The sequence below is a fragment of the Thermus neutrinimicus genome (assembly GCF_022760955.1).
GTDB lineage: Bacteria > Deinococcota > Deinococci > Deinococcales > Thermaceae > Thermus > Thermus neutrinimicus.
Window position 1 is genome coordinate 51,021 of record NZ_JAKTNU010000010.1, and the last position, 20,332, is coordinate 71,352.

The 20,332-nt window shown below is 66.0% G+C and carries 21 protein-coding genes and 1 pseudogene; 20 read left to right on the forward strand and 2 right to left on the reverse strand.

The features are described from left to right. The first annotated feature begins 9 nt into the window (after positions 1-9). The 18 genes from L0C59_RS07365 to L0C59_RS07450 all read left to right on the forward strand — a co-directional run bounded on the left by L0C59_RS07365 (position 10) and on the right by L0C59_RS07450 (position 18,211). On the forward strand, positions 10-285 hold the full coding sequence (locus tag L0C59_RS07365) for an NIPSNAP family containing protein (RefSeq protein WP_243090712.1): 276 nt from the start codon (positions 10-12) through the stop codon (positions 283-285). 69 nt (positions 286-354) lie between these two features. Continuing rightward, positions 355-1,497, forward strand: coding sequence for an ABC transporter permease (locus L0C59_RS07370; RefSeq protein WP_243090713.1), 1,143 nt, complete (start codon positions 355-357; stop codon positions 1,495-1,497). Between the two features lie 75 nt (positions 1,498-1,572). Beyond that, positions 1,573-2,262 carry an ABC transporter ATP-binding protein gene (locus L0C59_RS07375; RefSeq protein ID WP_243090734.1) on the forward strand — a complete coding sequence of 230 codons (690 nt, stop codon included), beginning with the start codon at positions 1,573-1,575 and terminating at the stop codon, positions 2,260-2,262. 49 nt (positions 2,263-2,311) lie between these two features. Next, on the forward strand, positions 2,312-3,643 hold the full coding sequence (locus L0C59_RS07380; protein ID WP_243090714.1) for an FAD-dependent oxidoreductase: 1,332 nt from the start codon (positions 2,312-2,314) through the stop codon (positions 3,641-3,643). 108 nt (positions 3,644-3,751) lie between these two features. Then, entirely contained in the window at positions 3,752-5,068 is a 1,317-nt protein-coding gene (gene aceA / locus L0C59_RS07385) for an isocitrate lyase (protein ID WP_243090715.1), read from the forward strand. A 102-nt stretch (positions 5,069-5,170) separates the two neighbouring features. Further along, positions 5,171-7,933 (forward strand): hypothetical protein, encoded by a 2,763-nt coding sequence (locus L0C59_RS07390; RefSeq protein ID WP_243090716.1) that lies wholly within the window; start codon positions 5,171-5,173, stop codon positions 7,931-7,933. Between the two features lie 88 nt (positions 7,934-8,021). After that, positions 8,022-8,774 carry a Fe-S cluster assembly ATPase SufC gene (gene sufC / locus L0C59_RS07395; RefSeq protein ID WP_243090717.1) on the forward strand — a complete coding sequence of 251 codons (753 nt, stop codon included), beginning with the start codon at positions 8,022-8,024 and terminating at the stop codon, positions 8,772-8,774. Further along, entirely contained in the window at positions 8,771-10,177 is a 1,407-nt protein-coding gene (gene sufB / locus L0C59_RS07400) for a Fe-S cluster assembly protein SufB (RefSeq protein WP_243090718.1), read from the forward strand. Before sufC ends, sufB begins: the two co-directional genes overlap by 4 nt. A gap of 42 nt (positions 10,178-10,219) precedes the next feature. Next, the gene (gene sufD, locus L0C59_RS07405; protein WP_243090719.1) at positions 10,220-11,512 is read left to right on the forward strand and encodes a Fe-S cluster assembly protein SufD; all 1,293 of its coding nucleotides are present in this window, start codon (positions 10,220-10,222) and stop codon (positions 11,510-11,512) included. A gap of 4 nt (positions 11,513-11,516) precedes the next feature. Then, complete coding sequence (locus L0C59_RS07410; protein ID WP_243090720.1) at positions 11,517-11,819, forward strand: Rieske (2Fe-2S) protein; 303 nt, start codon at positions 11,517-11,519, stop codon at positions 11,817-11,819. Between the two features lie 118 nt (positions 11,820-11,937). Continuing rightward, positions 11,938-12,138 (forward strand): CopZ family metallochaperone, encoded by a 201-nt coding sequence (locus L0C59_RS07415; protein WP_243090721.1) that lies wholly within the window; start codon positions 11,938-11,940, stop codon positions 12,136-12,138. Between the two features lie 9 nt (positions 12,139-12,147). Beyond that, entirely contained in the window at positions 12,148-12,432 is a 285-nt protein-coding gene (locus tag L0C59_RS07420) for a metal-sensitive transcriptional regulator (protein ID WP_243090722.1), read from the forward strand. Positions 12,433-12,519: 87 nt separating this feature from the next. Beyond that, on the forward strand, positions 12,520-14,895 hold the full coding sequence (locus L0C59_RS07425) for a heavy metal translocating P-type ATPase (RefSeq protein WP_243090723.1): 2,376 nt from the start codon (positions 12,520-12,522) through the stop codon (positions 14,893-14,895). Positions 14,896-14,931: 36 nt separating this feature from the next. Then, positions 14,932-15,144 carry an SHOCT domain-containing protein gene (locus L0C59_RS07430; protein WP_243090724.1) on the forward strand — a complete coding sequence of 71 codons (213 nt, stop codon included), beginning with the start codon at positions 14,932-14,934 and terminating at the stop codon, positions 15,142-15,144. After that, positions 15,141-15,818, forward strand: coding sequence for a response regulator transcription factor (locus tag L0C59_RS07435; RefSeq protein ID WP_243090725.1), 678 nt, complete (start codon positions 15,141-15,143; stop codon positions 15,816-15,818). The genes L0C59_RS07430 and L0C59_RS07435 overlap by 4 nt, the downstream gene beginning before the upstream one ends. Next, entirely contained in the window at positions 15,802-16,923 is a 1,122-nt protein-coding gene (locus tag L0C59_RS07440; RefSeq protein WP_243090726.1) for a sensor histidine kinase, read from the forward strand. Before L0C59_RS07435 ends, L0C59_RS07440 begins: the two co-directional genes overlap by 17 nt. Positions 16,924-16,933: 10 nt before the next feature. After that, complete coding sequence (locus tag L0C59_RS07445; protein ID WP_243090727.1) at positions 16,934-17,449, forward strand: CueP family metal-binding protein; 516 nt, start codon at positions 16,934-16,936, stop codon at positions 17,447-17,449. A 6-nt stretch (positions 17,450-17,455) separates the two neighbouring features. Beyond that, positions 17,456-18,211 carry a WD40/YVTN/BNR-like repeat-containing protein gene (locus L0C59_RS07450; protein ID WP_243090728.1) on the forward strand — a complete coding sequence of 252 codons (756 nt, stop codon included), beginning with the start codon at positions 17,456-17,458 and terminating at the stop codon, positions 18,209-18,211. A gap of 3 nt (positions 18,212-18,214) precedes the next feature. Here L0C59_RS07450 and L0C59_RS07455 read toward each other — a convergent pair whose 3' ends face one another. Then, positions 18,215-18,835, reverse strand: coding sequence for a class I SAM-dependent methyltransferase (locus L0C59_RS07455; RefSeq protein ID WP_243090729.1), 621 nt, complete (start codon positions 18,833-18,835; stop codon positions 18,215-18,217). A 4-nt stretch (positions 18,836-18,839) separates the two neighbouring features. Then, positions 18,840-19,676 carry an urease accessory protein UreH domain-containing protein gene (locus L0C59_RS07460; protein WP_243090730.1) on the reverse strand — a complete coding sequence of 279 codons (837 nt, stop codon included), beginning with the start codon at positions 19,674-19,676 and terminating at the stop codon, positions 18,840-18,842. Between the two features lie 98 nt (positions 19,677-19,774). On the opposite strand from L0C59_RS07460, the gene L0C59_RS07465 reads away from it, so the two are divergent. Then, positions 19,775-20,014, forward strand: a complete 240-nt coding sequence (locus L0C59_RS07465; RefSeq protein ID WP_243090731.1) for an SHOCT domain-containing protein — start codon at positions 19,775-19,777, stop codon at positions 20,012-20,014. Next, positions 20,011-20,274: pseudogene (locus L0C59_RS07470) on the forward strand (peptidase M4); the annotation flags it as partial. The gene L0C59_RS07465 and the pseudogene L0C59_RS07470, both read left to right, overlap by 4 nt. Positions 20,275-20,332 lie beyond the last annotated feature (58 nt).

Genomic DNA, 20,332 nt, shown 5'->3' on the forward strand with positions numbered 1-20,332 from the left:
GCTAAGATCGTGACGGTCCAGATGCGCCGTTACCGGCTTAAGGAAGGCACCAGGGAGGCCTTTCAAAAGGTGTTTTTGGAGGTCATCGTCCCCTTGCGCCAGGCTACGGGCTTTCAGGTGTTGGGGGCCTACTGGATCGGGGAGCGGGAGTTTTTGTGGTTCGTGGGCCACGAGAACTTTCAGGAGGCGGAAAAGGCCTACTACGGGCACCCCGAACGCCAGAGGGTGGACCCCAGCCAGTTCCTGGAGGAGATGGAGACCCGCTTTGTGGAAAGGCTCCTTTAGGACGCCGGCTATCCCTTCCGTAGGCGCCTCCACACTCCCATCCCCTACCCCGGGGGTAAGCTTGGACCCATGGAGCTTTTTCGCCTGGTCCTTCGCAACCTCCTGGCCCGTCCCGTGCGCAGCCTCCTCACCCTCTTGGGCGTGCTCATCGCCACCACCAGCATGGTCCTCTTCCTCTCCTTCGGGGAGGGCTTGAGGCGCTCCCTGGCCCAGGAGCTATCCCGGGTGGGCCCCGCCATCCAGCTGGTGCCCGAGGGGGTGGAGGACCTAGGGTTTTCCGGCTACCCCGAGATCACCCCCGAGGAGTACCGGCGGGCCCTGGAGGCGGGAAAGGAGCTGGGGGTAAGGGGCATCATCCCCACCCTCTTCCTGGCCCGGGGAGGGTTTGACCCCCAAACCAGCTTCTTCTTCCAAGGCCTGCCCGAAGGGGTGGCCCCGGACCTCCTCTACCCCGGGGTGAGGGCTAGGGAAGGCCGGCTTCTTCCCTCGGCCAAGGGAGCCATCGTGGGGGCCAAGGTGGCCAAGCGAAGCCAGCTTGCCTTGGGAAACCCCCTTCGGCTTTCCCCCCGGGTGGAGCTACGGGTGGAGGGCATCCTCGAGGAAAGCGGGGGGCTTGCCGATAACCTCATCTTCGTGCCCCTACAACCCCTTCAGGAGGTCCTGGGCACGGGGAACTACACCGCGCTCCTCGTGGCGCTAAACCCTGGGCAGAAGGCGGAGGAGGTGGCCCGGGCCCTCGAGGCCCGCCTCCCAGGCCTCAAGGCCCAGACCACGGGGGATGTGATGCGTTTTGCGGAAAGGGCCTTGCGCATCAGCGACCTGGTGCGCTTCGGCATCAGCCTGGTGGCCCTGGTGGTGGGAGGGCTTCTGGTGGCCAACACGGTGATGATGTCCGTGTACGAGCGCACCCGGGAGTTCGGGGTCATGCGGGCCCTGGGGGCCAAGCGGGGCTTCATCTTCCGGCTGGTGGTGCTGGAAGCCCTTCTTCTGGCCTCCTTGGGTGGAGCCCTGGGCCTGGCCTTGGGAAGCGTGGTTTCCCATGCCATCAACCTCTATACCCTGGATCAGGTGGGCCTGGCCCTTTCCGCCGTCACCTTTAGGCTTTCCCTCTTCGCCCTCCTGGTGGCCCTGGGGCTTGGGCTTTCCGCGGGGCTCCTTCCCGCCTACCACGCCAGCCGCATACCCGTGGTGGAAGCCTTGGGGAGGGTTTGATGCCGCCTCGGCCTGGCCGGGGGTGGACCCGCTTCCCGCAGGCCCTTCTGGAGAAGCCGGGAGATGGGAGACGACATGACGAGCCTCCTGCGAGCGGAAAATCTCGGTAAGCGCTACCGGCAAGGGGATAAGGAGGTGGTGGCCCTGGAGGGGTTTACCTTCGCCTTTCCCCAGGGGAGCACCGCGGTGGTGGGGCCCTCGGGGAGCGGCAAAACCACCTTGCTAAACCTCCTTGCGGGCTTTGACCTGCCCACGGAAGGCGGGGTGTACCTGGGGGAGCTGGCCCTAAACCGCCTTTCCGAGGATCAAAGGGCCGAGGTACGGCTTAAGCACATGGGCTTCGTCTTCCAGCAGTGGAACCTCATCCCCACCCTCACCGCCTGGGAGAACGTGGCCTTCCCCCTCCTCCTCGCAGGCCTTCCCCCCAAAGCCCGCAAGGAAAGGGCCCTGGAGCTCCTAGAAAGGGTGGGGCTTCTGGAAAGGGCCCACCACCTGCCAAGCCGCCTTTCCGGGGGGGAGCAGCAGCGGGTGGCCCTGGCCCGGGCCCTGGCCCTAGACCCCCCCATCCTCTTTGCCGACGAGCCCACCGGCAACCTGGACGCCGCCTCGAGGGAGCAGGTTTCGGCCCTGCTCTTTCAGGCGGGGCGGGAGCGCACCCTCATCCTGGTCACCCACGACCTGGAGCTGGCCGCCCGAGCGGAACGCATCCTGCACCTCCGGGGAGGGCGGCTGGTACGGCAAGAGGTACCCGGCCCTCCCCGGTAACCACCCTCCGGGACATCCCGCCCATCCCACCTGTGGCACAATACCCCCTATGGGCAAGCGGATGGTGGTGATCGGTGGGGTGGCGGGCGGGGCCTCCGCCGCCGCCAAGGCCAAGCGGGAAAACCCAGACCTCGAGGTGGTGGTCTACGAGAAGTCGGGATGGGTTTCCTACGGGGCCTGCGGCCTGCCTTACGTGCTCTCTGGGGAGATCCCCCGTTTGGAAAAGCTGGTGGCCAGAACCCCGGAGGAGTTCCGGAAACAAGGGATCGCGATCCACACCCGCCACGAGGTGGTGGACGTGGATTCCGAGCTCAGAACCCTCACCGTCTTTGACCACCAGCAGGGCCGCACCTTCCACGACCGGTACGATTACCTGGTCCTGGCCACCGGGGCCAAGCCCACCCTTCCCCCCATCCCCGGAACGGAGCAGGAAGGGGTCTACACCCTGAGGAGCATGGAGGATGGGGAAAGGCTCCTCAAGGCCCTGGAAGGGGCCCAAAGGGCCGCCATCCTGGGGGCGGGGTACATCGGCCTCGAGGTGGCCGAAGCCTTCCGTAAACGGGGCCTCGAGGTCACCCTTTTGGAGGCCAAGGACCGGCCCCTTCCCCACTGGGACCAGGAGGTGGGGAACCTCCTTAAGGAGGAGTTGGAGCGGCACGGGGTGGAGGTATGGACCGGGGTGAAGGTGGAGGCCTTGAGGGGCCAGGGCCGGGTGGAGGCGGTGGAAACCTCGGAAGGGGTGGTGGCCGCCGACCTGGTGTTGGTGGCCACGGGGGTCAGGCCCAACACCCTTCTTGCCCAGGCCATGGGGGTGGCCTTGGGCCCCACGGGGGCCATCGCCACCGACGAGAGGATGCGCACCAACCTGGAAGGGGTGTACGCCGCCGGGGATGTGGCGGAAAGCTTCCACCAGGTTCTCAAGCGCCCCTACTGGCTTCCCCTGGGGGACGTGGCCAACAAGCACGGGCGCACCGCCGGGGCGGTCATCGCCGGCAGGGAGGCCCGCTTCGGGGGGGTGGTAGGCACCGCCATCTTCAAGGCCTTTGGCCTGGCGGTGGCCACCACGGGGCTTTCCCAAGAGGCCGCCCTTAGGGAGGGCTTCCAGGCCAAGAAGGTCTTCATCCAAAGCCGGGACGGGGCCCACTACTACCCGGGAAGCCAGCCCCTTTGGGTGGAACTCGTCCACGAGGAAGGCTCGGGAAGGCTCCTTGGCGGGGCAGTGGTGGCCCATGGACACGGGGCCTTACGCATCGACGCCCTGGCCGCCCTCCTGCACCAAGGGGGCACGGTGGAGGATCTGCTGGCCTTGGACCTGGCCTACGCCCCACCCTTTAGCCCCGTCTGGGACCCCCTCCTCATCGCCGCCCAGCAGGTGAAGTGACGCGGTGTAGGTAGAGGGAGAAAACACCGCCAAGGGGTGTGAAGCCCCTTCCCTTACACCCTACACCGCAACTCCTCCCAGCTCCAAACTGGGCCTGGGAGGTGAGGGATGGATCCCTTAAGCGTGCTGACCCCAGAGATGCGTAAGGAAGCGGAAGAGCTCGGGCGGGAGTGGGCCACCAACCCCCGCTGGAAGGGGGTAAAGCGGGACTACCGGCCCGAGGACGTGGTGCGGCTTCGCCCCAGCGTGAAGGTGGAGTATACCCTGGCCAAGCGAGGGGCGGAAAAGCTCTGGCAGCTTCTCCACGAGCGGCCCTACGTGCACACCTTCGGGGCTTACACCGGGGCCATGGCGGTGGAGATGGTGCGGGCCGGCCTGGAAGCCATCTACCTCTCCGGCTGGCAGGTGGCCGCGGACGCCAACCTGGCCTGGCAGACCTACCCCGACCAGTCCCTTTATCCCTATAACTCCGTGCCCCAGATCGTGAAGCGCATCAACAACGCCCTCATGCGAGCCGACCTGATCGAGCGCTCTGAGGGCAAGGTAACCCGGGACTGGTACGTGCCCATAGTGGCCGATGCGGAAGCGGGCTTTGGCGGGGCCCTGAACGTCTTTGAGCTCACCAAGGCCATGATCGAGGCCGGGGCTGCCGGCATCCACTACGAGGACCAGCTGGCCTCGGAGAAGAAGTGCGGCCACCTGGGAGGCAAGGTCCTGGTGCCCACCTCCCAGCACATCCGCACCCTGCAGGCCGCCCGCCTGGCCGCGGACATCATGGGGGTGCCCACGGTGATCATCGCCCGCACCGACGCCGAGGCCGCCACCCTCATCACCAGCGACATCGACGAGCGGGACCGCCCCTTTATCCTGCCGGGGGAGCGCACCCCCGAGGGCTTCTATCGGGTGAGAAATGGCCTCGAGGCGGGGATCGCCCGGGCCCTGGCCTACGCTCCCTACGCCGACGTCCTCTGGATGGAAACCTCCAAGCCAGACCTGGAGGAGGCCCGAAAGTTCGCCGAGGCGGTGAAGAAGGAGTTCCCGGATAAGCTCCTCGCCTACAACCTCTCCCCCTCCTTCAACTGGAAGAAGTTCCTGGACGACGAAACCATCGCCAAGTTCAACCGGGAGCTGGGGGAGATGGGGTACAAGTTCCAGTTCATCACCCTGGCGGGCTGGCACACCGTGAACTACTACACCTGGGAGCTGGCCAAGGGCTACAAGACCCGGGGCATGCCTGCCTTTGTGGAGCTCCAGCAGAAGGAGTTCCTGGCCCAGGCCCAGGGCTTCACCGCGGTGAAGCACCAGCGGGAGGTGGGGGCGGGCTACTTTGACGAGGTGGTCCTGGCCCTCACCCAAGGGGAGGCCTCCACCCTGGCCCTCAAGGGCTCCACCGAGGAGGCCCAGTTCAACGAGGCCGTGCACTAGGCTCGGCGGGAGGCTCCCTGCCGCCCTCCAGGTCCAGGGGGCGGCAGGGCTCTCTTTCGTGGTAGGCCAAAGGAACACCAAAGCTGATATAGTGTAATCACCATGCCAGAGGCCAATACACCCTGGCTACGCTACCTGGAAGACCTTCGTCCCCACCTCAAGGGCCGCGATCACCGGGGCAAGCGGGGCTCCTTGAGGTGGCTCGAGGCCCTCATGGCCGAGCGGGGCGGGAAGGCGGGGACCGTGCGCAACATCCTCTACAAGGACCTGGGAAGCCCCGAGGAAAAGGAAAGGCTTTACGGGGTTATCGCCGACCTGTACCAGGAGGCGGGCCTCCCCCCTCCCCCTCCCCCAGCGGAGCTGTTCCTGGAAAGCGCCCGCAAGGCCTTGGGCCGGGACAAGCGCCGCATCTTCCGCCGCTTTCTGAAAGAGCTAGAAGCCGGGGGGAAGCCCCAGATGGTGGTGGTGGGTGGGCCGGCCACGGGGAAAGGGGTCCTCCTGGCCGCTTTGAACCGCGCCCTTTCCGCCCTGCCAGGTAAGGAACCCTTTCTGCTCAATCTGGGAGGGGAGCTGGCCCAGGCCTTGGTCCCCCTGGCCGAGGGCCTGGGGGCAGGGGAGGAGGCACGGGCCCTCTTGGCCCAGCTCTCCCCCACCCAGCCCTACATCCTGCAGGGTGCCTTGGAACAAGAGGTTCTGGCCCTGTTGGCCCGGGGCCTGAACCGGGAAGGCCGCCCCCTACTGCTTCGGGCTGAAGCGGAGGGAACCCTGGAAGGCCTCCCCTTGCGGGGCCCGGACGGCACCCAAAGGGGGCTCGCGGCTTGGCTGGAGCCTTTCCTAAAGGCCCTGACCATCCCCTACGTGGCGGCCCTAAGCGAGCCACCTCCCACCCTGCCCCACCAGCCCCTTTCCCCCCCGAGCCGGGAGGAGGCTAGGCGCTTCGTGCGGGAGCGGCTTCCCCATCTTTCCCCTGAGAGGCTTGAGGCTTTGGTGAACCAAGCGGGGCGCAACTTTGGGGAGCTTTCCCGCCTGGTCCTCCTGGAGGCCGCCAAGCACGATCCCAAGACCCCCCTGCAGGACGACCCGGCCCTAAAGCCCTTGCTCCTAGCCCTTTCCGCCTTCAGCCCCGAGGCCGACCCCGCCTTTCCCGTGGAGCTTTTGGAAAAGGCTCTGGGTAAACCCCTGGAACGCCTTTCCCAGGCGGAAAGGGCCCTTTTGGACTGGGTGGGGGAAGGCCTGGCGCGCCCTGCCTTAAGAAGCCTGCTTCCCCAGGAGGCCCCCAGGGAACTCCACCGCCTAGCCCTCTCCTTTTTCCCTAAGGAGAACCTCTTCCGCAAGCTGCACCATGCCTATAAGGCGGGGGAGACCGGGGTGCTTTTGGATCTTCTTCAGGAGGACCCCGCCCGGCTGGCCCTCCTCCCCGGGCTTTGGCAGGAAGCCCAGGCCTGGCCCCGGGAGGACCTCGAGGCCCTGGCCGCGGTGGTGGTGCGCTACCGGGCGGTCCTGGGCCAGTACGCCCACCCCGAGGCGGAGGAGGCCCTCAGGGTGCTCTCAGAGGCCCAAAACCCTTCCTTGCGCACCTGGGCCCGCATCAAAAGGGCGGAGGCCAAGGCGGATGCCGCCCTGTACAAGGAGGCGGAGGAGCTTCTTCCCCCCAAGGAGGACCTAACGCTCCTGGACGACACCGCCCAGGCGGAGGGACTTTTGGTCATGGCGGCGGTGGAGCGCTGGAAGGGGGATTACGAGAAGGCGGCCCGCCTTGTGGAGGAGGCCCAAGGGCTTCCCGTGGCCCCCTTCCTCCAGGACCGGGTGTACCTGTGGCGGGGCCTGGTGGCCAAGGACCTGGGCCGCTACCCGGAGGCCCTGGAGGCCCTCTCCCGGGTGGGCCATGACCCCCTCCTCCTGGGCAGGGCCCGTTACCAGATGGGGGACCTCCTCATGCGCCTGGGAAGCCTTAAGGCCAAGCCCCACATGGAGGAGGGCCTGAAGGCCCTGGAGGAAGGGGGTGCCCCCAAGGAGGAGGTGGCCCGGGTGCGGGCCCGCTACGCCACCCTCCTCCGGCGCCTGGGCCTATACGAGGAGGCGGGGAAAGCCATGGAGAAGGCCCTGGCCGAGGCGGAGGACCCCTTTACCCGGGCCCGGGTGGAGAGCGAGGCCGGGGTCCTCGAGGCGGCCCGGGGCCGTCCCTTTGCCGCCCTAAACCTGCTGGTCCCCGCCGAGGCCTACTTTCGCTCCACGGAAGAGAGGCCCAAGGAAGCCCGCTACCGCCATCTGCGCACCCTCTTCCGCCTGGGGGCCACCTACCTCCTTTTGGAGGCCGGCCAGCCCTACCGGGCCCCCTTCCTGGGAGGGCTCCACGCCCCCACGGCCCAGCGCCTCCTCGAGGACCTTCTGGAAGAGATCCCCAGGGAAGCCACCGACCGCTACACCGCCCTGCGGCTGGACACCGCAAGCCTCCTGGCCCTCCTCCTTCCCCCCGCCGAGGGGAAGGCCCTTTTAAAGCCCCTTTTGGATGTGGAAAACCCCTACCTCAGGGCCCAGGCCCGCCTGAGCTACGCGGAAACCCTGGTCCGCGAGGGCAACCTGGGGGAGGCCCTGGCCCAGGTGGTGGCCCTGCCTCCCCTGGAAGACCCTGGCCTTTTGGCCCAGGCCCGGGCGGTGGAGGTGCTGTCCCTTTTGGGCCTGGGGGAGAAGGAGGCCGCCTGGCAAAAGCTTTCCGAGGTGAGAAAAAGCCTCCTCCCCGAGCCCTTCCGCTTCCAGCTGGGAAGGGCCTTGGGCCGCTTCTGCCCAGAGCTGCAAAGCCGCCTTCCCCCCACTCCCCTGGCCCTCCCCGAGGCCCTGGGCTTCCACCTGGCAAATCCCGACTAAATCACTATACTTTAAGGGGTGGAGGGGTTATACTCTTGCTGCGAATGGGTCGCAGTAAGAACCCGACCCGGCATCAGGAGGCAGAAGGATGAACCAGCTAGAAATCCGCGACCTCTGGGCTTCCATTGACGGCGAGACCATCCTGAAGGGCGTGAACCTGGTGGTCCCCAAGGGCCAGGTGCACGCCCTCATGGGCCCCAACGGGGCCGGGAAGAGCACCCTGGGCAAGATCCTGGCCGGGGACCCCGAGTACCAGGTGGAACGGGGGGATATCCTCCTGGACGGGGAAAGCATCCTGGATCTATCCCCGGACGAGCGGGCGAGGAAGGGCCTCTTCCTGGCCTTCCAGTACCCCGTGGAGGTGCCGGGGGTCACCATCGCCAACTTCCTGCGCCTGGCCCTGCAGGCCAAGCTGGGCCGGGAGGTGGGGGTGGCGGAGTTCTGGACCAAGGTGAAGCGGGCCCTGGAGCTTCTGGACTGGGACGAGGGCTACCTCTCCCGCTACCTCAACGAGGGCTTTTCCGGGGGGGAGAAGAAGCGGAACGAGATCCTCCAGCTTCTGGTCCTGGAACCCGCCTACGCCGTTTTGGACGAGACCGACTCCGGGCTGGACATCGACGCCCTCAAGGTGGTGGCCCGGGGGGTGAACGCCATGCGGGGGCCCAGCTTCGGCGCCCTGGTCATCACCCACTACCAGCGCCTCTTGAACTACATCGTCCCCGACCGGGTGCACGTGATGATGGACGGGCGCATCGTGGCGGAGGGCGGCCCCGAACTGGCCCTGGAGCTGGAGGCTAAGGGCTACGAGTGGCTCCGGGAAAGGGTAAAGGAGGGAGCATGAGCGAGGCCGATCTGAGGGCGCTGGGCGAAGAGTACAAGTACCACTTCGTGGACGAGGTCAAGCCGGTCTTCGTGGCCGAGCGGGGCCTCACCCGAAGGGTGATCGAGGCCATCAGCTACCACAAGGGAGAGCCCGAGTGGATGCTGAAGTTCCGCCTGCGGGCTTTGGAGATTTTCCAGAAGAAGCCCATGCCCACCTGGGGCCCCGACCTCTCGGGCCTGGATCTGGACAACCTGGTCTACTACGTGAAGCCCGCGGAAACCCGGGACGCCAAAAGCTGGGAGGAGATTCCGGAGGAGATCCGCCGCACCTACGAGCGCCTGGGGATCCCCGAGGCCGAGCGCAAGGTGCTCGCCGGGGTGGGGGCCCAGTACGACTCGGAGATGGTCTACCACCGGGTCAGGGAGGAGCTGGAGCGGCAGGGGGTCATCTTCGTGGCCATTGAGGAGGGGATGAAGAAGTACGAAGACCTCTTCAAGGAGTACTTCGCCAAGGTGGTCCCCCCGGAGGACAACAAGTTCGCCGCCCTGAACTCCGCCGCCTGGTCCGGGGGCTCCTTCGTCTACATCCCCCCCGGGGTGAAGGTGGAGCTTCCCTTGCAGGCCTATTTCCGGGTCAACACCCCCGAGTTCGGCCAGTTTGAGCGCACCCTGATCATCGTGGACGAGGGGGCCGAGGTGCACTACATCGAGGGGTGTACCGCCCCCGTGTACTCCACGGAAAGCCTCCATACCGGGGTCATCGAGATCGTGGTGAAGCGGGGGGCCAGGAGCCGCTACACCACCATCCAGAACTGGTCCACCAACATGTACAACCTGGTGACCCAACGGGCCCTGGTCTACGGGGATGCCTTCCACGAGTGGCTGGACGGCAACCTGGGCTCCAAGGTCACCATGAAGTACCCCTCCAGCTACCTCCTGGAGCCCGGGGCCCGCACGGAGATCCTCTCCATCGCCTTCGCCAAAACCGGCCAGCACCAGGACACCGGGGCCAAGATCATCCTGGGAGCCCCCCACACCTCGGGCACCATTGTCTCCAAGAGCATCTCCAAGGGGGAGGGCCGGGCCAGCTACCGGGGACTGGTGAAGGTGCTGGAGGGGGCTAAGGGCGCGAAGGCCAACGTGGAGTGCGACGCCCTCCTCATCGACCCGGAGAGCCGCACCGACACCTACCCCTACATCGAGATCGAGGAGAACACCGCCCACGTGGGCCACGAGGCCACGGTCTCCAAGATCAACGACGAGCAGATCTTCTACCTGCAGAGCCGGGGCCTTAAGGAGGACGAGGCCGCTGCCCTCATCGTGCGGGGCTTCATCGAGCCCATCGCCAAGGAGCTCCCCCTGGAGTATGCGGTGGAGCTGAACCGGCTCATCGAGCTGGAGATGGAAGGCTCCGTAGGCTAAGCCTTTCCATCAAGGGCCTTAACCTTTGCCCTAGGAGGATTCATGCAGGTACTGGACAAAACGCAGGTGGAAGCCATCTCCCAGGCTCTAAAGGAGCCGGGCTGGGTGCTGGAGAAAAGGCTAAGGGCCCTCGAGGCCTTCGCCCGCCTCCCCTACCCCAGCCGAAAGGACGAGGCCTGGCGCTACACGGATCTCTCCGAGGCCCCCTTGGAAGGGGAGGTGGAAACCCCTATGGGGCGCAAGCTCTCCCGGGACGAACTTCCCGAGCTGGTGAAGCGCCGCCTGGAGAAGACGGATGTTTCGGGCTTCCTGGTCTTCGTGGGCCCGGACCTGGTCTATGCGGAGGTGCCGGAGGAGCTTTCCGCCAAGGGCCTGGTCTTCACCAGCCTGGCCGAGGCCATGACCACCCACCCCGCCCAGGTGGAGGCCAGCCTCTTCCAGGGGGTCTACGTGGAGGACAAGTTCGCCGCGGAAAACTCCGCCTTCTTCACCCACGGGGCTTTCCTCTACGTGCCCGCGGGGCTCGAGGTGGAGAAGCCCCTGGGGGTCTTCAAGGTGCTGGAAGGGGGCAAGGCCTCGGCGGGCCGGAGCCTCCTCTTCCTGGAGGATAACGCCAAGGCCGCCTACATCGAGGAGTACCTCTCCTTGGACCTCCCTCCCACCCTACACCTCTCCGCCACGGAGATGGTCCTGAGGCCAGGGGCCCGGTTGCGTCACGCCCACGTGCAGACCCTGGGCAACGGGGTCTGGCACTTCCACCGGCAACGGGCCCTATTGGAGCGGGATGCCGCCTTAAACGACCTGGTGGTAAACCTGGGTGGGAGCTACGCCCGGAGCGAGGTGGCCTCGGAGCTATTGGGCCCGGGAGCGGAAAGCGAGATGCTGGGGCTCTACTTCGGCCACGGCCTCCAGCACTTCGACCACTACACCCTGCAGCACCACGTGGAGCACCATACCCGAAGCGACCTCCTCTACAAGGGAGCGGTGAAGGACGAGGCCCGGGCGGTCTTCTCCGGCCTCATCAAGCTGGAACGGGGGGCCCAGAAAACCGACGCCTACCAGGCCAACCGCAACCTCATCCTCTCCCCCACCGCCCGGGTGGACTCCATCCCCCAGCTGGAGATCGGGGCCAACGACGTGCGCTGCACCCACGGAAGCACCACCGCCCCCGTGGACGAGATGCAGCTTTTCTACCTGCAGTCCCGGGGCCTGCCTCAGAGCCTTGCCCAGGAGCTCTTGGTCAAGGCCCACCTGGCGGACGTCCTTAACCGCATTCCCCTGAAGGCCTTAAGGGCCCACCTCGAGGCGGTGATCGAGGAAAAGGTTAGAATCTGAAGCCATGTGGACCCCGGTGGCCAAGCTGGGCGATCTGGAAAACGGCAGGCTGGTAGTCAAAAGGCCCGAGCACAAGAAGCCCATCCTCCTCCTCTACACCGGGGAGGAGGTCTTTGCCCTGGAGGACGTCTGCACCCACGACGACGGCCCCCTCCACGAGGGGGATGTGGAAGACGGAGAGATCATCTGCCCCCGGCACGGGGCCCGTTTTGACCTGAAAACAGGCCGGCAGACCCTTCCCGCCCCCAGGCCCGTCAAGGTCTTCCCCGCCAGGTTGGAGGGGGATACCATCCTCCTGGACCTCTAAACGCCCACTCATCCACCAGGCCCCAAGTCTTCCTTGGGGCCTTTGTCCTTGACGGCAGGAGGGAGGAGGGCTAGGCTAGGGATACCCACCCCACCTGGGGTGGGGGGGAGGTGGAAGGATGCTTAAGCTCAAGGTGGAAGGCATGACCTGCAAACACTGCGTGATGGCGGTCAAGAAGGCCCTCATGAGGGTGCCGGGGGTGGAGAAGGCCGAGGTAAGCCTGGAACGGGCCGAGGCCCTGGTGGAGGGGAAGGTGGATCCCGAGGCCCTGATCCGGGCGGTGGAGGAGGAGGGCTACCGGGCCGCCCTGGCGGGCTAAGGAGGCCCTATGCCCCGCCACCACCTCCACCTGGACCCCAAGGTGCGGGAAGAGGCCCAAAGGCGTCTCCTCTCCGCCAAAGGTCACCTCGAGGGTATCCTGCGCATGCTGGAGGATCCCCACGTCTACTGCGTGGACGTGCTTAAGCAACTCAAGGCGGTGGAAGGCGCCCTGGACCGGGTGGGGGAGATGGTCCTAAGAGCTCACCTCAGGGACCACGTGGCCACCGCCCACGAGCGGGGGGATGTGGAGGAGATCGTGGAGGAATTGATGGAGGCCCTCAAGTACCGTTGACCCCCTCCCGGTCCTCGGCGGGCGTAGGCCAAAGGGCGCACCAGCCTGGGGAGAGCAAAGGGGTGTCCGCAAGGAGGGTATGAGGCTATGGCACTGGAAGTGAAGGTAGGGGTAAAGGGCATGACCTGCGCCTCGTGCGTGGTGCGGGTGGAAAGGGCGCTCAAGCGCGCCCCCGGGGTGGAGGAGGCCCGGGTTAACCTCACCACCGAGGAAGCCTTCTTGCGGTTACAGGAAGGGGTGGACCTCAAGGAGGTCCTAAAACAGGTGGAGGAGGCAGGTTACGAACCCGTGGTGGCCCGGGTGGAGATCCCCATCCGGGGCATGACCTGCGCCGCCTGCGTGGCCCGGGTGGAAAGGGCCTTGAAGAAACTGCCCGGGGTCCTTTCCGCAAACGTCAACCTGGCCACGGAAAAGGCCCTGGTGGAGTACCTCCCCGACACCGTGACCCTCCCCCGCCTGCGCCAGGCCATCCGGGATGCAGGGTACGAACCCCTGGAGGTAGCCCAGGAGGAAAAGCAGGCTCCCGCTTACCCCACGGATCTCCTCCTCGCCCTGCCCTTTGCCTTCCTCACTCTCCTTCTGGCCATGGGGCCCATGCTCCTTCCCCTTCCCCACCTCCCCCCTCTTTTCCAGGCCCTCACCGCCCTCCCCGTCCTCTACGCCGGCCGGCGCTTTTTCCGCCAGGCCCTGGCGGAGATGCGGCACCGCGCTCTGGGCATGAGCACCCTGGTGGCCCTAGGCGCAGGAAGCGCCTACCTCTACTCCTTTTTGGTCCTGCTCTTCCCCACCCTTTTCCCAAAGGAGGCCCGCCACCTCTACCTCGAGGCGGGTGCGGTGATCCTGGCCCTGATCCTTTTGGGCAAGCACCTGGAGGAAAAGGCCAAGGGGAAGGCCTCGGAGGCCATCCGCAAGCTTCTGGCCTTAAGGCCCAAGACCGCCCGGGTGGTTCAGGAGGGGAAGGAAAGGGAAATCCCCGCCGAGGCCCTCATCCCTAGGGACCTGGTGCGGGTGCTTCCCGGGGAGCGCATTCCCGCGGACGGGGTGGTGGTGGAGGGCTTCAGCCATGTGGACGAGGCCATGCTCACCGGGGAGCCCATCCCCAAGGCCAAAGGGCCAGGGGATGAGGTGGTGGGGGGAACGGTGAACGGGGAAGGCCCCCTCCTCGTCCGGGTAAGCCGGGTGGGGGAGGCCACGGTCCTGGCCCAGATGGCCCGCCTGGTGGAGGAAGCCCAGGCCTACAAACCCCGGGTGCAGGAGGTGGCGGACCGCATCGCCAGCGTCTTCGTGCCCATCGTGCTCCTCATCGCCTTGGTCACCTTCGGGCTTTGGCTCCTCTTGGGGCCCGGCCTCTCCTACGCCTTTGTGGCCCTTCTTTCCGTGCTCCTCATCGCCTGCCCCTGCGCCATGGGCCTCGCCACCCCAGCGGCCATCGCCGTAGCCACGGGAAGGGCGGCGGGAATGGGCCTCATCTTCCGCAAGGGCCAAGCCATAGAAGGCCTGGCCCGGGCGGATACCGTGGTTTTGGACAAAACGGGGACCCTCACCCAAGGAAAACCCACCCTCACGGAGACCCTTGGGTTCGCCCTGAAGCCCGAAGAGGCCTTGCGGCTTGCTGCCGCCTTGGAGCGAGGAAGCGAGCACCCCATCGCCAAGGCGGTTCTGGAAGCAGCCAGAAACCTTAACCTACCCGAGGCTGAAGGGGTGCGGGCCCTGCCCGGGGAGGGGATCGAGGGGGTGGTGGAAGGCCGGAGGCTTTACCTGGGGGGCCCGGCCCTTATGGGGCGGCTCAAGGTACCCCTTCCCCAAGAAGCCCAGGAGCTTTCCCAAAAGGGCTACACTCCCCTTTACCTGGCGGATGGGGAAAGGCTTTTGGCCGCCTTCGGGGTCTTTGACCCCCCCAAGCCCGAGGCAAAGCGGGTGGTGGCCGCCTTAAAGGCCCTGGGCCTCAAGCCCGTCCTCCTCACCGGGGACCACCCCGTCCCGGCAAGGCGGGTGGCCGAAGCCCTAGGAATCCAGGAGGTCCTGGCCGGGGTACGCCCTGAGGGTAAGGTGGAGGCCATACGGCACCTGCAGGCCCAGGGGCGGAAGGTGATCTTTGTGGGGGACGGGATCAACGACGCCGCCGCCTTGGCCCAGGCCGATGTGGGCATCGCCCTGGCCACGGGCACGGACATCGCGGTGGAGGCGGGGGATGTGATCCTGCTCTCGCCAAGCCTGGAAGGGTTGGTGCACGCCATCCTCCTCTCGCGGCGTACCTTGAGGACCATCTACCTCAACTTCTTCTGGGCCTACGCCTATAACCTCCTCCTCATCCCCGTGGCCGCCGGGGTCCTCTACCCCTTCACCGGGCTTCTCCTAAACCCCATGCTGGCAGCTGGTGCCATGAGCCTCTCCAGCCTCTTCGTGCTCAGCAACTCCCTGAGGCTGAAGGGATTCCGGCCCCAGAGCTTAACCGGAGCTTAACGACACCTGGCTAAGGTGCAGACGGGAGGTGAACGTATGTGGTGGTGCGGCAACTGGGGATACATGGGTTGGTGGGGGCCTCTTTTTGGCCTTCTCTGGTTTGTCCTCCTGGGACTCTTCATTTACTGGCTGGTGCGGAGCCTAGCACCGGAGCGCCGGGACAGGGCCTTGGAGATCCTAAGGGAGCGGTACGCCCGGGGGGAGATCGACAAGGAAACCTTTGAGCGCATGAAGCGCGAGCTCGCATGAGGGTTCTCCTGGTGGACGACGACCCGGCCCTCCTCGAGGTCCTGGGGGCCTACCTGAGGGGGGCTAGGTTTGAGGTTTTGGAGGCGCAGGATGGGGAAAGGGCCCTGGAACTCTTTCCCCGTGCCGATCTCGTGATCCTGGACCTCATGCTGCCCAAGCTGGATGGCTTTAGGGTCCTGGAGGAGGTGCGCCGGGAAAGGCCCGAGCTTCCCATCCTCATGCTGACGGCCAGGGGGGAGGAGGAGGAAAGGGTGAAGGGGCTGGAGCTAGGGGCCGACGACTACGTGGTCAAGCCCTTCAGCCCCAAGGAGGTGGTGGCCCGGGTCAAGGCCCTCCTAAGGCGGGCCGGCCTCAAGGAGGAGCTCAGCTATGGTCCCTTGCGCCTTCTTCCCAAGGAGCGCCAGGCCTACCTGGAGGGCAAGCCCCTTCCTCTTTCCCAGCTGGAGTTTGACCTCCTCCTTACCCTGGCCCAGCACCCCGGCATAGTCTTCACCCGGGAAAGGCTCTTGGAAAAGGTGTGGGGACCGGATTTCCCGGGCATAGACCGGGTGGTGGACGTGCACATCGCTGCCTTGAGAAAGAAGCTCATGGACGATCCAGAAAACCCCCGGTTCATAGAAACCGTAAGGGGAGTGGGGTACCGCTTCCGGGAAATCGATGCGCCTCTTCGCTAAGCTCTTTCTCAGCCACCTTCTGGTAGCCCTCCTGGCCCTGTTCCTGTTCTTCCTCCTGGCGGAGGCCCTGGCCCCCTCCTTCTACCGGGGGCATGTGGAGCGCATGTACCACGCCCTCTCCATGATGGGTGGGCTCATGATGGGCGAGGCCTTGAGGCGGGACCTCGAGGAGGGCCTCCGCTCCACCCTCACCACCGCCCTCCTCGCCGCCCTCCCCCTATCCGTGCTTGGGGCCGCCCTCTCCGCCTCCTTCGCCAGCCTGCGCTTCTCCCGCACCGCCAGGCTTTTGGCCGAGGGAAGCCGCCGCATGGCCCAAGGGGAGTACCGGGTGCGCCTTCCCTCCTTAGAACGGGACGAGCTCGGCGAGGTGGCCCTGCACTTCAACCGCCTGGCTGAGGCCCTGGAGCGGGTGGAACAAAGCCGGGTGGAGCTCATCGGCACCGTGGCCCACGAGCTCAGGACCCCCCTGTCCGCCCTGCAGGCCTACGCCGAGGCCCTGGCGGATGGGGTCATGGAGCCCGAAAAGGCGGCAGAAAGGATTCAGCAGGAGGTGCGGGCCATGAGCCGGCTGGTCCGGGACCTCTCCCTGGTCTCCCAGGTGGAATCGGGGGCCGTGGAGCTTCACCCCGAGCCCCTGGATCCCAAAGGCCTCCTGGAACAGGCGGCGGGGCGCTTCCGCCCCGCCTTCCAGGCCAAGGGAGTGGCCCTGGAGGTGGCGGTCCCCCCCTTTCTCCCCCGGGTCTGGGCCGACGAGGAACGGACCCTCCAGGTGCTCGCCAACCTGCTTTCCAACGCTCTCCGCCACACCCCGGAGGGGGGAAGGGTGAGGCTTGGGGCGGAGTCCATGGGCCAGTCCGTGGCCTTTCAGGTAGAGGACACCGGGCCCGGTATACCTAAGGAGCACCTCCCCCACATCTTTGAACGGTTCTACCGCATAGACCCCTCCCGCAGCCGCCAAGACGGAGGCACAGGGGTAGGGCTCACCATCGCCAAGGGTCTGGTGGAGGCCATGGGGGGAAGGATCTGGGTGGAAAGCCAGTTGGGCCGGGGAAGCCTTTTCTGCTTCACCCTGCCCCTTTACACGGGCTTAACGGGAAAGGCTTAGGGTGGGTGCCATGAGGAAGCTTCTGGCGCTTGCCTTAGGTGTGGCTTTAGGCCTAGCCCAGACTCCTTCCCCCGAAACCCTCAAAGGCCTGAAGCCCGAAGAGGCCCTGGCCCTGGCCAAGCGGTGGCGGGAGGAAGGGCAAAGGGTGGTGAGCTACGTGACCCCCGAGGCCTTCTTCTTCCAGTTTCCGGACGGCCGCAAGGCCCAGGTGGCCCTCAAGGACCGCTTCCTCCTGGCGATAGCTCCCTACGTGAGCCGTACCCATCCCTGCCAGGTCCACTACTTCTCCAGCTGTACCGGGGAACTCCAGGAGGAGGTCTTTGAGGTTCGGGTGCTGGAGGGGGAGAAGGAGGTGCTCACGACCCAGGTCAGAACGGGAAAGGACGGGTTCTTTGAGCTCTGGTTGCCCAGAAACCGCCGCTATACCCTGGAGATCCGCCGGGGGAACCTGGCAGCCACCGGTCCCGTGGGCACCTTCAGCCAAAACCCCACCTGCCTTACAGGCTTCCACCTCACCTCACGGTAAAACGCCATGCGCCCTTTAACCCTTACCCTCTTCCTCGGCCTCGCCCTGGCCCAAACTCCCTTGGGCCCGGTGCCCACCCGGGACGTTCACGCCCTCTTGTGGCACCCCTCGGGAGTCTTGCTCCTGGGGCACCACGACGGCATCGTCGCCTGGACCAACGGCGCCCCCCGGGACCTGGTGCGGCGTCGGGACTGGGACGCCATGAACCTGGCCTGGGACGGCAGGCGCCTCATCGTGGCTGGGCACTGGGTCCTAGCGGAAAGCCGGGATCTCCAACGCTTCCGTGACCTAAGGCCCAAGGGCCTCCCTGCCCTGGACCTCCACGCCTATGCCATCGATCCCAGGAAGCCTGAGGTCCACTACGCCCTCGAGGCCACTTACGGCTACTTCCGCAGCCAGGACGGCGGGCAGACCTGGGCGAGGCTTACCGCCCGGGGCCTGCCCAAGGTGGGGATGGCCTTTTTCCTGGTGGACCTAAAGGGCCGCCTCTGGGCTTCCCTTCTGGAAAGGAGGCTCTTCCTGAGCGAGGATGGGGGCAAAAGCTTCCGCCCCATTCCCGCCCCAGACCCCGTCCCGGGACCCTTAGCCCTCTCCCCTTCCGGCGTCCTTTACCTGGGAGGAAAGCTTGGCCTCTGGCAGCAGACGGAAAGGGGATGGCGCAGGCTCTGGCAGGGCACGGTCCTAGCCCTGGCTGCCCATCCCCAGGAGGAGGGTTTGCTGGCCTGGGTGGACGCAAGGGGTACCCTCTGGCGAGGGCGCTGAGGGCTATCCCTTCCAGGCCACCCCGGCCACATGGGGGGCCACCAGGGGAAGGGGTAAGCCGAAGGCCTCCGCCTCCACCCGGGCAAACCCGGCCTCCCGAATAAGGGCTAAGGTCTCACGGTTGGGATGGCAGCCGTCCCCCAGAAACGTCCAAAGGGGGCAGAAAAGATCCTGGGCCCGGCGCAGGCAGGAACCCTGGGGGGCGGCCACGTGCTCCAAAAAGACGAAACGCCCCCCGGGCTTCAACACCCTGAGGATCTCCCCCAAGGCCCGCTTGGGATCCTCCACCGAGCAAAGGACCAAGGTGGCCACCACGGCCTCCACGCTTCCCTCCGGCAAGGGGATGGCCTCCGCCCGGCCTAAAAGAACCTCGCCGGGAAGCCCCTTGAGGCTCAAGGCCCGCTGGAGGCGGGGGTGGAAGTAGGGATTGGGCTCGAGGCCAATCCAGCAGACGCCATCCGGCAAGTAGGCCAGGTTAACCCCCGTTCCCGGGCCGATCTCCAAAACCTTTCCCGCCAGGCTTCCCAGGAGCTTCTTCCGCCAGGGTTCGCTCAAGGCCACGTGCCCCCGGGAAAGGGCGGGAAGGAGGGCGGCGAAAAACCGAGCCCTTAAGCCCTTCCTCATCCCCTTACCTCCCATGCCAGAGGTTCCAGTAAAGAACCGTGTCCAAAATCCCCAAGGCCACGAAGACCCCACCTGCACCCCTTAGAAGACGGCTTCCCACACGGCGCATTCCCTTAAGGGCCTGGCCTCGGCCCATGCGGGCGAAAAGGAGGAGGAGGGAACCCAGGGGAAAGCCCGTCCCCAGGGCGAAGAGCAGGGGAAGGACAAACCCAAAGGGCGAGGCCAGGGCCAAGGGAAGTAGAAGCCCGAAGAAAAGCCAGAAGAGGGTGGGGCAGAAGGCCAAGCCGTAAACCCCACCCAGGGCTAGGGGCCCAAGAAGCCCACCCCACGCCCCCACCCGGACCACCCAGCCATCCGGCGCCGCCCAGGCCAGGGGCCAGCGCACCACCCCCAAGAGCCCCAAGCCCACCAGGACCATGAAGGGCCCAAGGGCCAGCCGCACCGGGCGGAAGATGGCCCCGGGGTTGTCCAAGGTTCCGGCCAAAAAGAAGTGAACCACCCCAGCGAGCACCAAGTAGGTGAAGGCCTTCCCAAGGAGAAAGGCCAGGAACCTGGGCCAGGCCCTTTCCTCGAGGGCGGAAGGAGCCAGATAGGCCAGGGCGGTGGCCCCGGTGGTGACCTGGCAGGGAGCAAAGGCCGCCAAGACCCCAAGAAGGAAAGCGGAAAGCCAAGGAACCCCCACTTCCCGCCTCAGCCCATCTACCCAGGGGGCCAGGAAAGCGTACAGGGTGTTGGCCGTCCGGTAAAGGCTTCGGGAAACCTCCTCCAGTAGTCCGCTTTCCAGGGCCAACCCCACCAGGCCCAGGGCAACAAGACCCAGCGCCAGGAGCCCTCTTCGCATGCCCTCAGCTTAAGGGCCAAACGTTAAGCACCGGTAAAGCCCCTTTATGCCAGCTTAACAATACCGGCCTAGGGTACAGGTGGGGGTGGATCGTGGGAATGATGGATTGGGGCGGCATGGGTTTCGGGTGGTTCTTCGGGCTTCTCAACATGCTCCTGGTGCTGGCCCTCTTGGGACTTCTCCTGTACCTGGGCCTTCGGGCCTGGGAACGGGGAAGTGGGGAGCCGAAAAAGGATACGGCCCTGGAGGCCCTGCGCCTCCGGTACGCCAGGGGCGAACTGGACGAGGAAACCTACAAGGGGTTGCGGAAGGAACTGGAAAAGGGGGGTGAAGCATGAAACGCTACGGTTTGACCTTAGGGGTTCTGGCCCTGGCGCTTTTAGGCCTTGCCCTCACCCAGGGCATGATGGGGGGTTTTGGTCCGGGGATGGGGGGCTACGGCATGATGGGCGGCCAGGGGATGATGGGCATGATGGCGGTCTACCCTGCGGAGGCCCAGCCCATCCCCCAGAAAGAGGCCAAAGCGCGGATGGAAGCCTACGCTAAGCGCCTCTACCCGGGGGCACGCCTTAAGGACTTCATGGCCTTCAGCCAAAATTAAGTGCCCTCCCACTAAAAAACCACCTCTACTCCCCCTAACGCCCGCAAGGCCAACC

Bases quoted from the DNA above. Each gene is read 5' to 3' on its own strand.
- L0C59_RS07425 (WP_243090723.1), top strand. From the start codon at position 12,520: ATGGCACTGGAAGTGAAGGTAGGGGTAAAGGGCATGACCTGCGCCTCG.
- L0C59_RS07435 (WP_243090725.1), top strand. From the start codon at position 15,141: ATGAGGGTTCTCCTGGTGGACGACGACCCGGCCCTCCTCGAGGTCCTG.
- L0C59_RS07370 (WP_243090713.1), top strand. From the start codon at position 355: ATGGAGCTTTTTCGCCTGGTCCTTCGCAACCTCCTGGCCCGTCCCGTG.
- L0C59_RS07415 (WP_243090721.1), top strand. From the start codon at position 11,938: ATGCTTAAGCTCAAGGTGGAAGGCATGACCTGCAAACACTGCGTGATG.
- L0C59_RS07450 (WP_243090728.1), top strand. From the start codon at position 17,456: ATGCGCCCTTTAACCCTTACCCTCTTCCTCGGCCTCGCCCTGGCCCAA.
- L0C59_RS07445 (WP_243090727.1), top strand. From the start codon at position 16,934: ATGAGGAAGCTTCTGGCGCTTGCCTTAGGTGTGGCTTTAGGCCTAGCC.
- L0C59_RS07430 (WP_243090724.1), top strand. From the start codon at position 14,932: ATGTGGTGGTGCGGCAACTGGGGATACATGGGTTGGTGGGGGCCTCTT.
- L0C59_RS07375 (WP_243090734.1), top strand. From the start codon at position 1,573: ATGACGAGCCTCCTGCGAGCGGAAAATCTCGGTAAGCGCTACCGGCAA.
- aceA (WP_243090715.1), top strand. From the start codon at position 3,752: ATGGATCCCTTAAGCGTGCTGACCCCAGAGATGCGTAAGGAAGCGGAA.
- sufB (WP_243090718.1), top strand. From the start codon at position 8,771: ATGAGCGAGGCCGATCTGAGGGCGCTGGGCGAAGAGTACAAGTACCAC.
- L0C59_RS07390 (WP_243090716.1), top strand. From the start codon at position 5,171: ATGCCAGAGGCCAATACACCCTGGCTACGCTACCTGGAAGACCTTCGT.
- L0C59_RS07420 (WP_243090722.1), top strand. From the start codon at position 12,148: ATGCCCCGCCACCACCTCCACCTGGACCCCAAGGTGCGGGAAGAGGCC.
- L0C59_RS07460 (WP_243090730.1), bottom strand. From the start codon at position 19,676: ATGCGAAGAGGGCTCCTGGCGCTGGGTCTTGTTGCCCTGGGCCTGGTG.
- L0C59_RS07410 (WP_243090720.1), top strand. From the start codon at position 11,517: ATGTGGACCCCGGTGGCCAAGCTGGGCGATCTGGAAAACGGCAGGCTG.
- L0C59_RS07380 (WP_243090714.1), top strand. From the start codon at position 2,312: ATGGGCAAGCGGATGGTGGTGATCGGTGGGGTGGCGGGCGGGGCCTCC.
- L0C59_RS07440 (WP_243090726.1), top strand. From the start codon at position 15,802: ATGCGCCTCTTCGCTAAGCTCTTTCTCAGCCACCTTCTGGTAGCCCTC.
- L0C59_RS07465 (WP_243090731.1), top strand. From the start codon at position 19,775: ATGATGGATTGGGGCGGCATGGGTTTCGGGTGGTTCTTCGGGCTTCTC.
- sufC (WP_243090717.1), top strand. From the start codon at position 8,022: ATGAACCAGCTAGAAATCCGCGACCTCTGGGCTTCCATTGACGGCGAG.
- sufD (WP_243090719.1), top strand. From the start codon at position 10,220: ATGCAGGTACTGGACAAAACGCAGGTGGAAGCCATCTCCCAGGCTCTA.
- L0C59_RS07455 (WP_243090729.1), bottom strand. From the start codon at position 18,835: ATGAGGAAGGGCTTAAGGGCTCGGTTTTTCGCCGCCCTCCTTCCCGCC.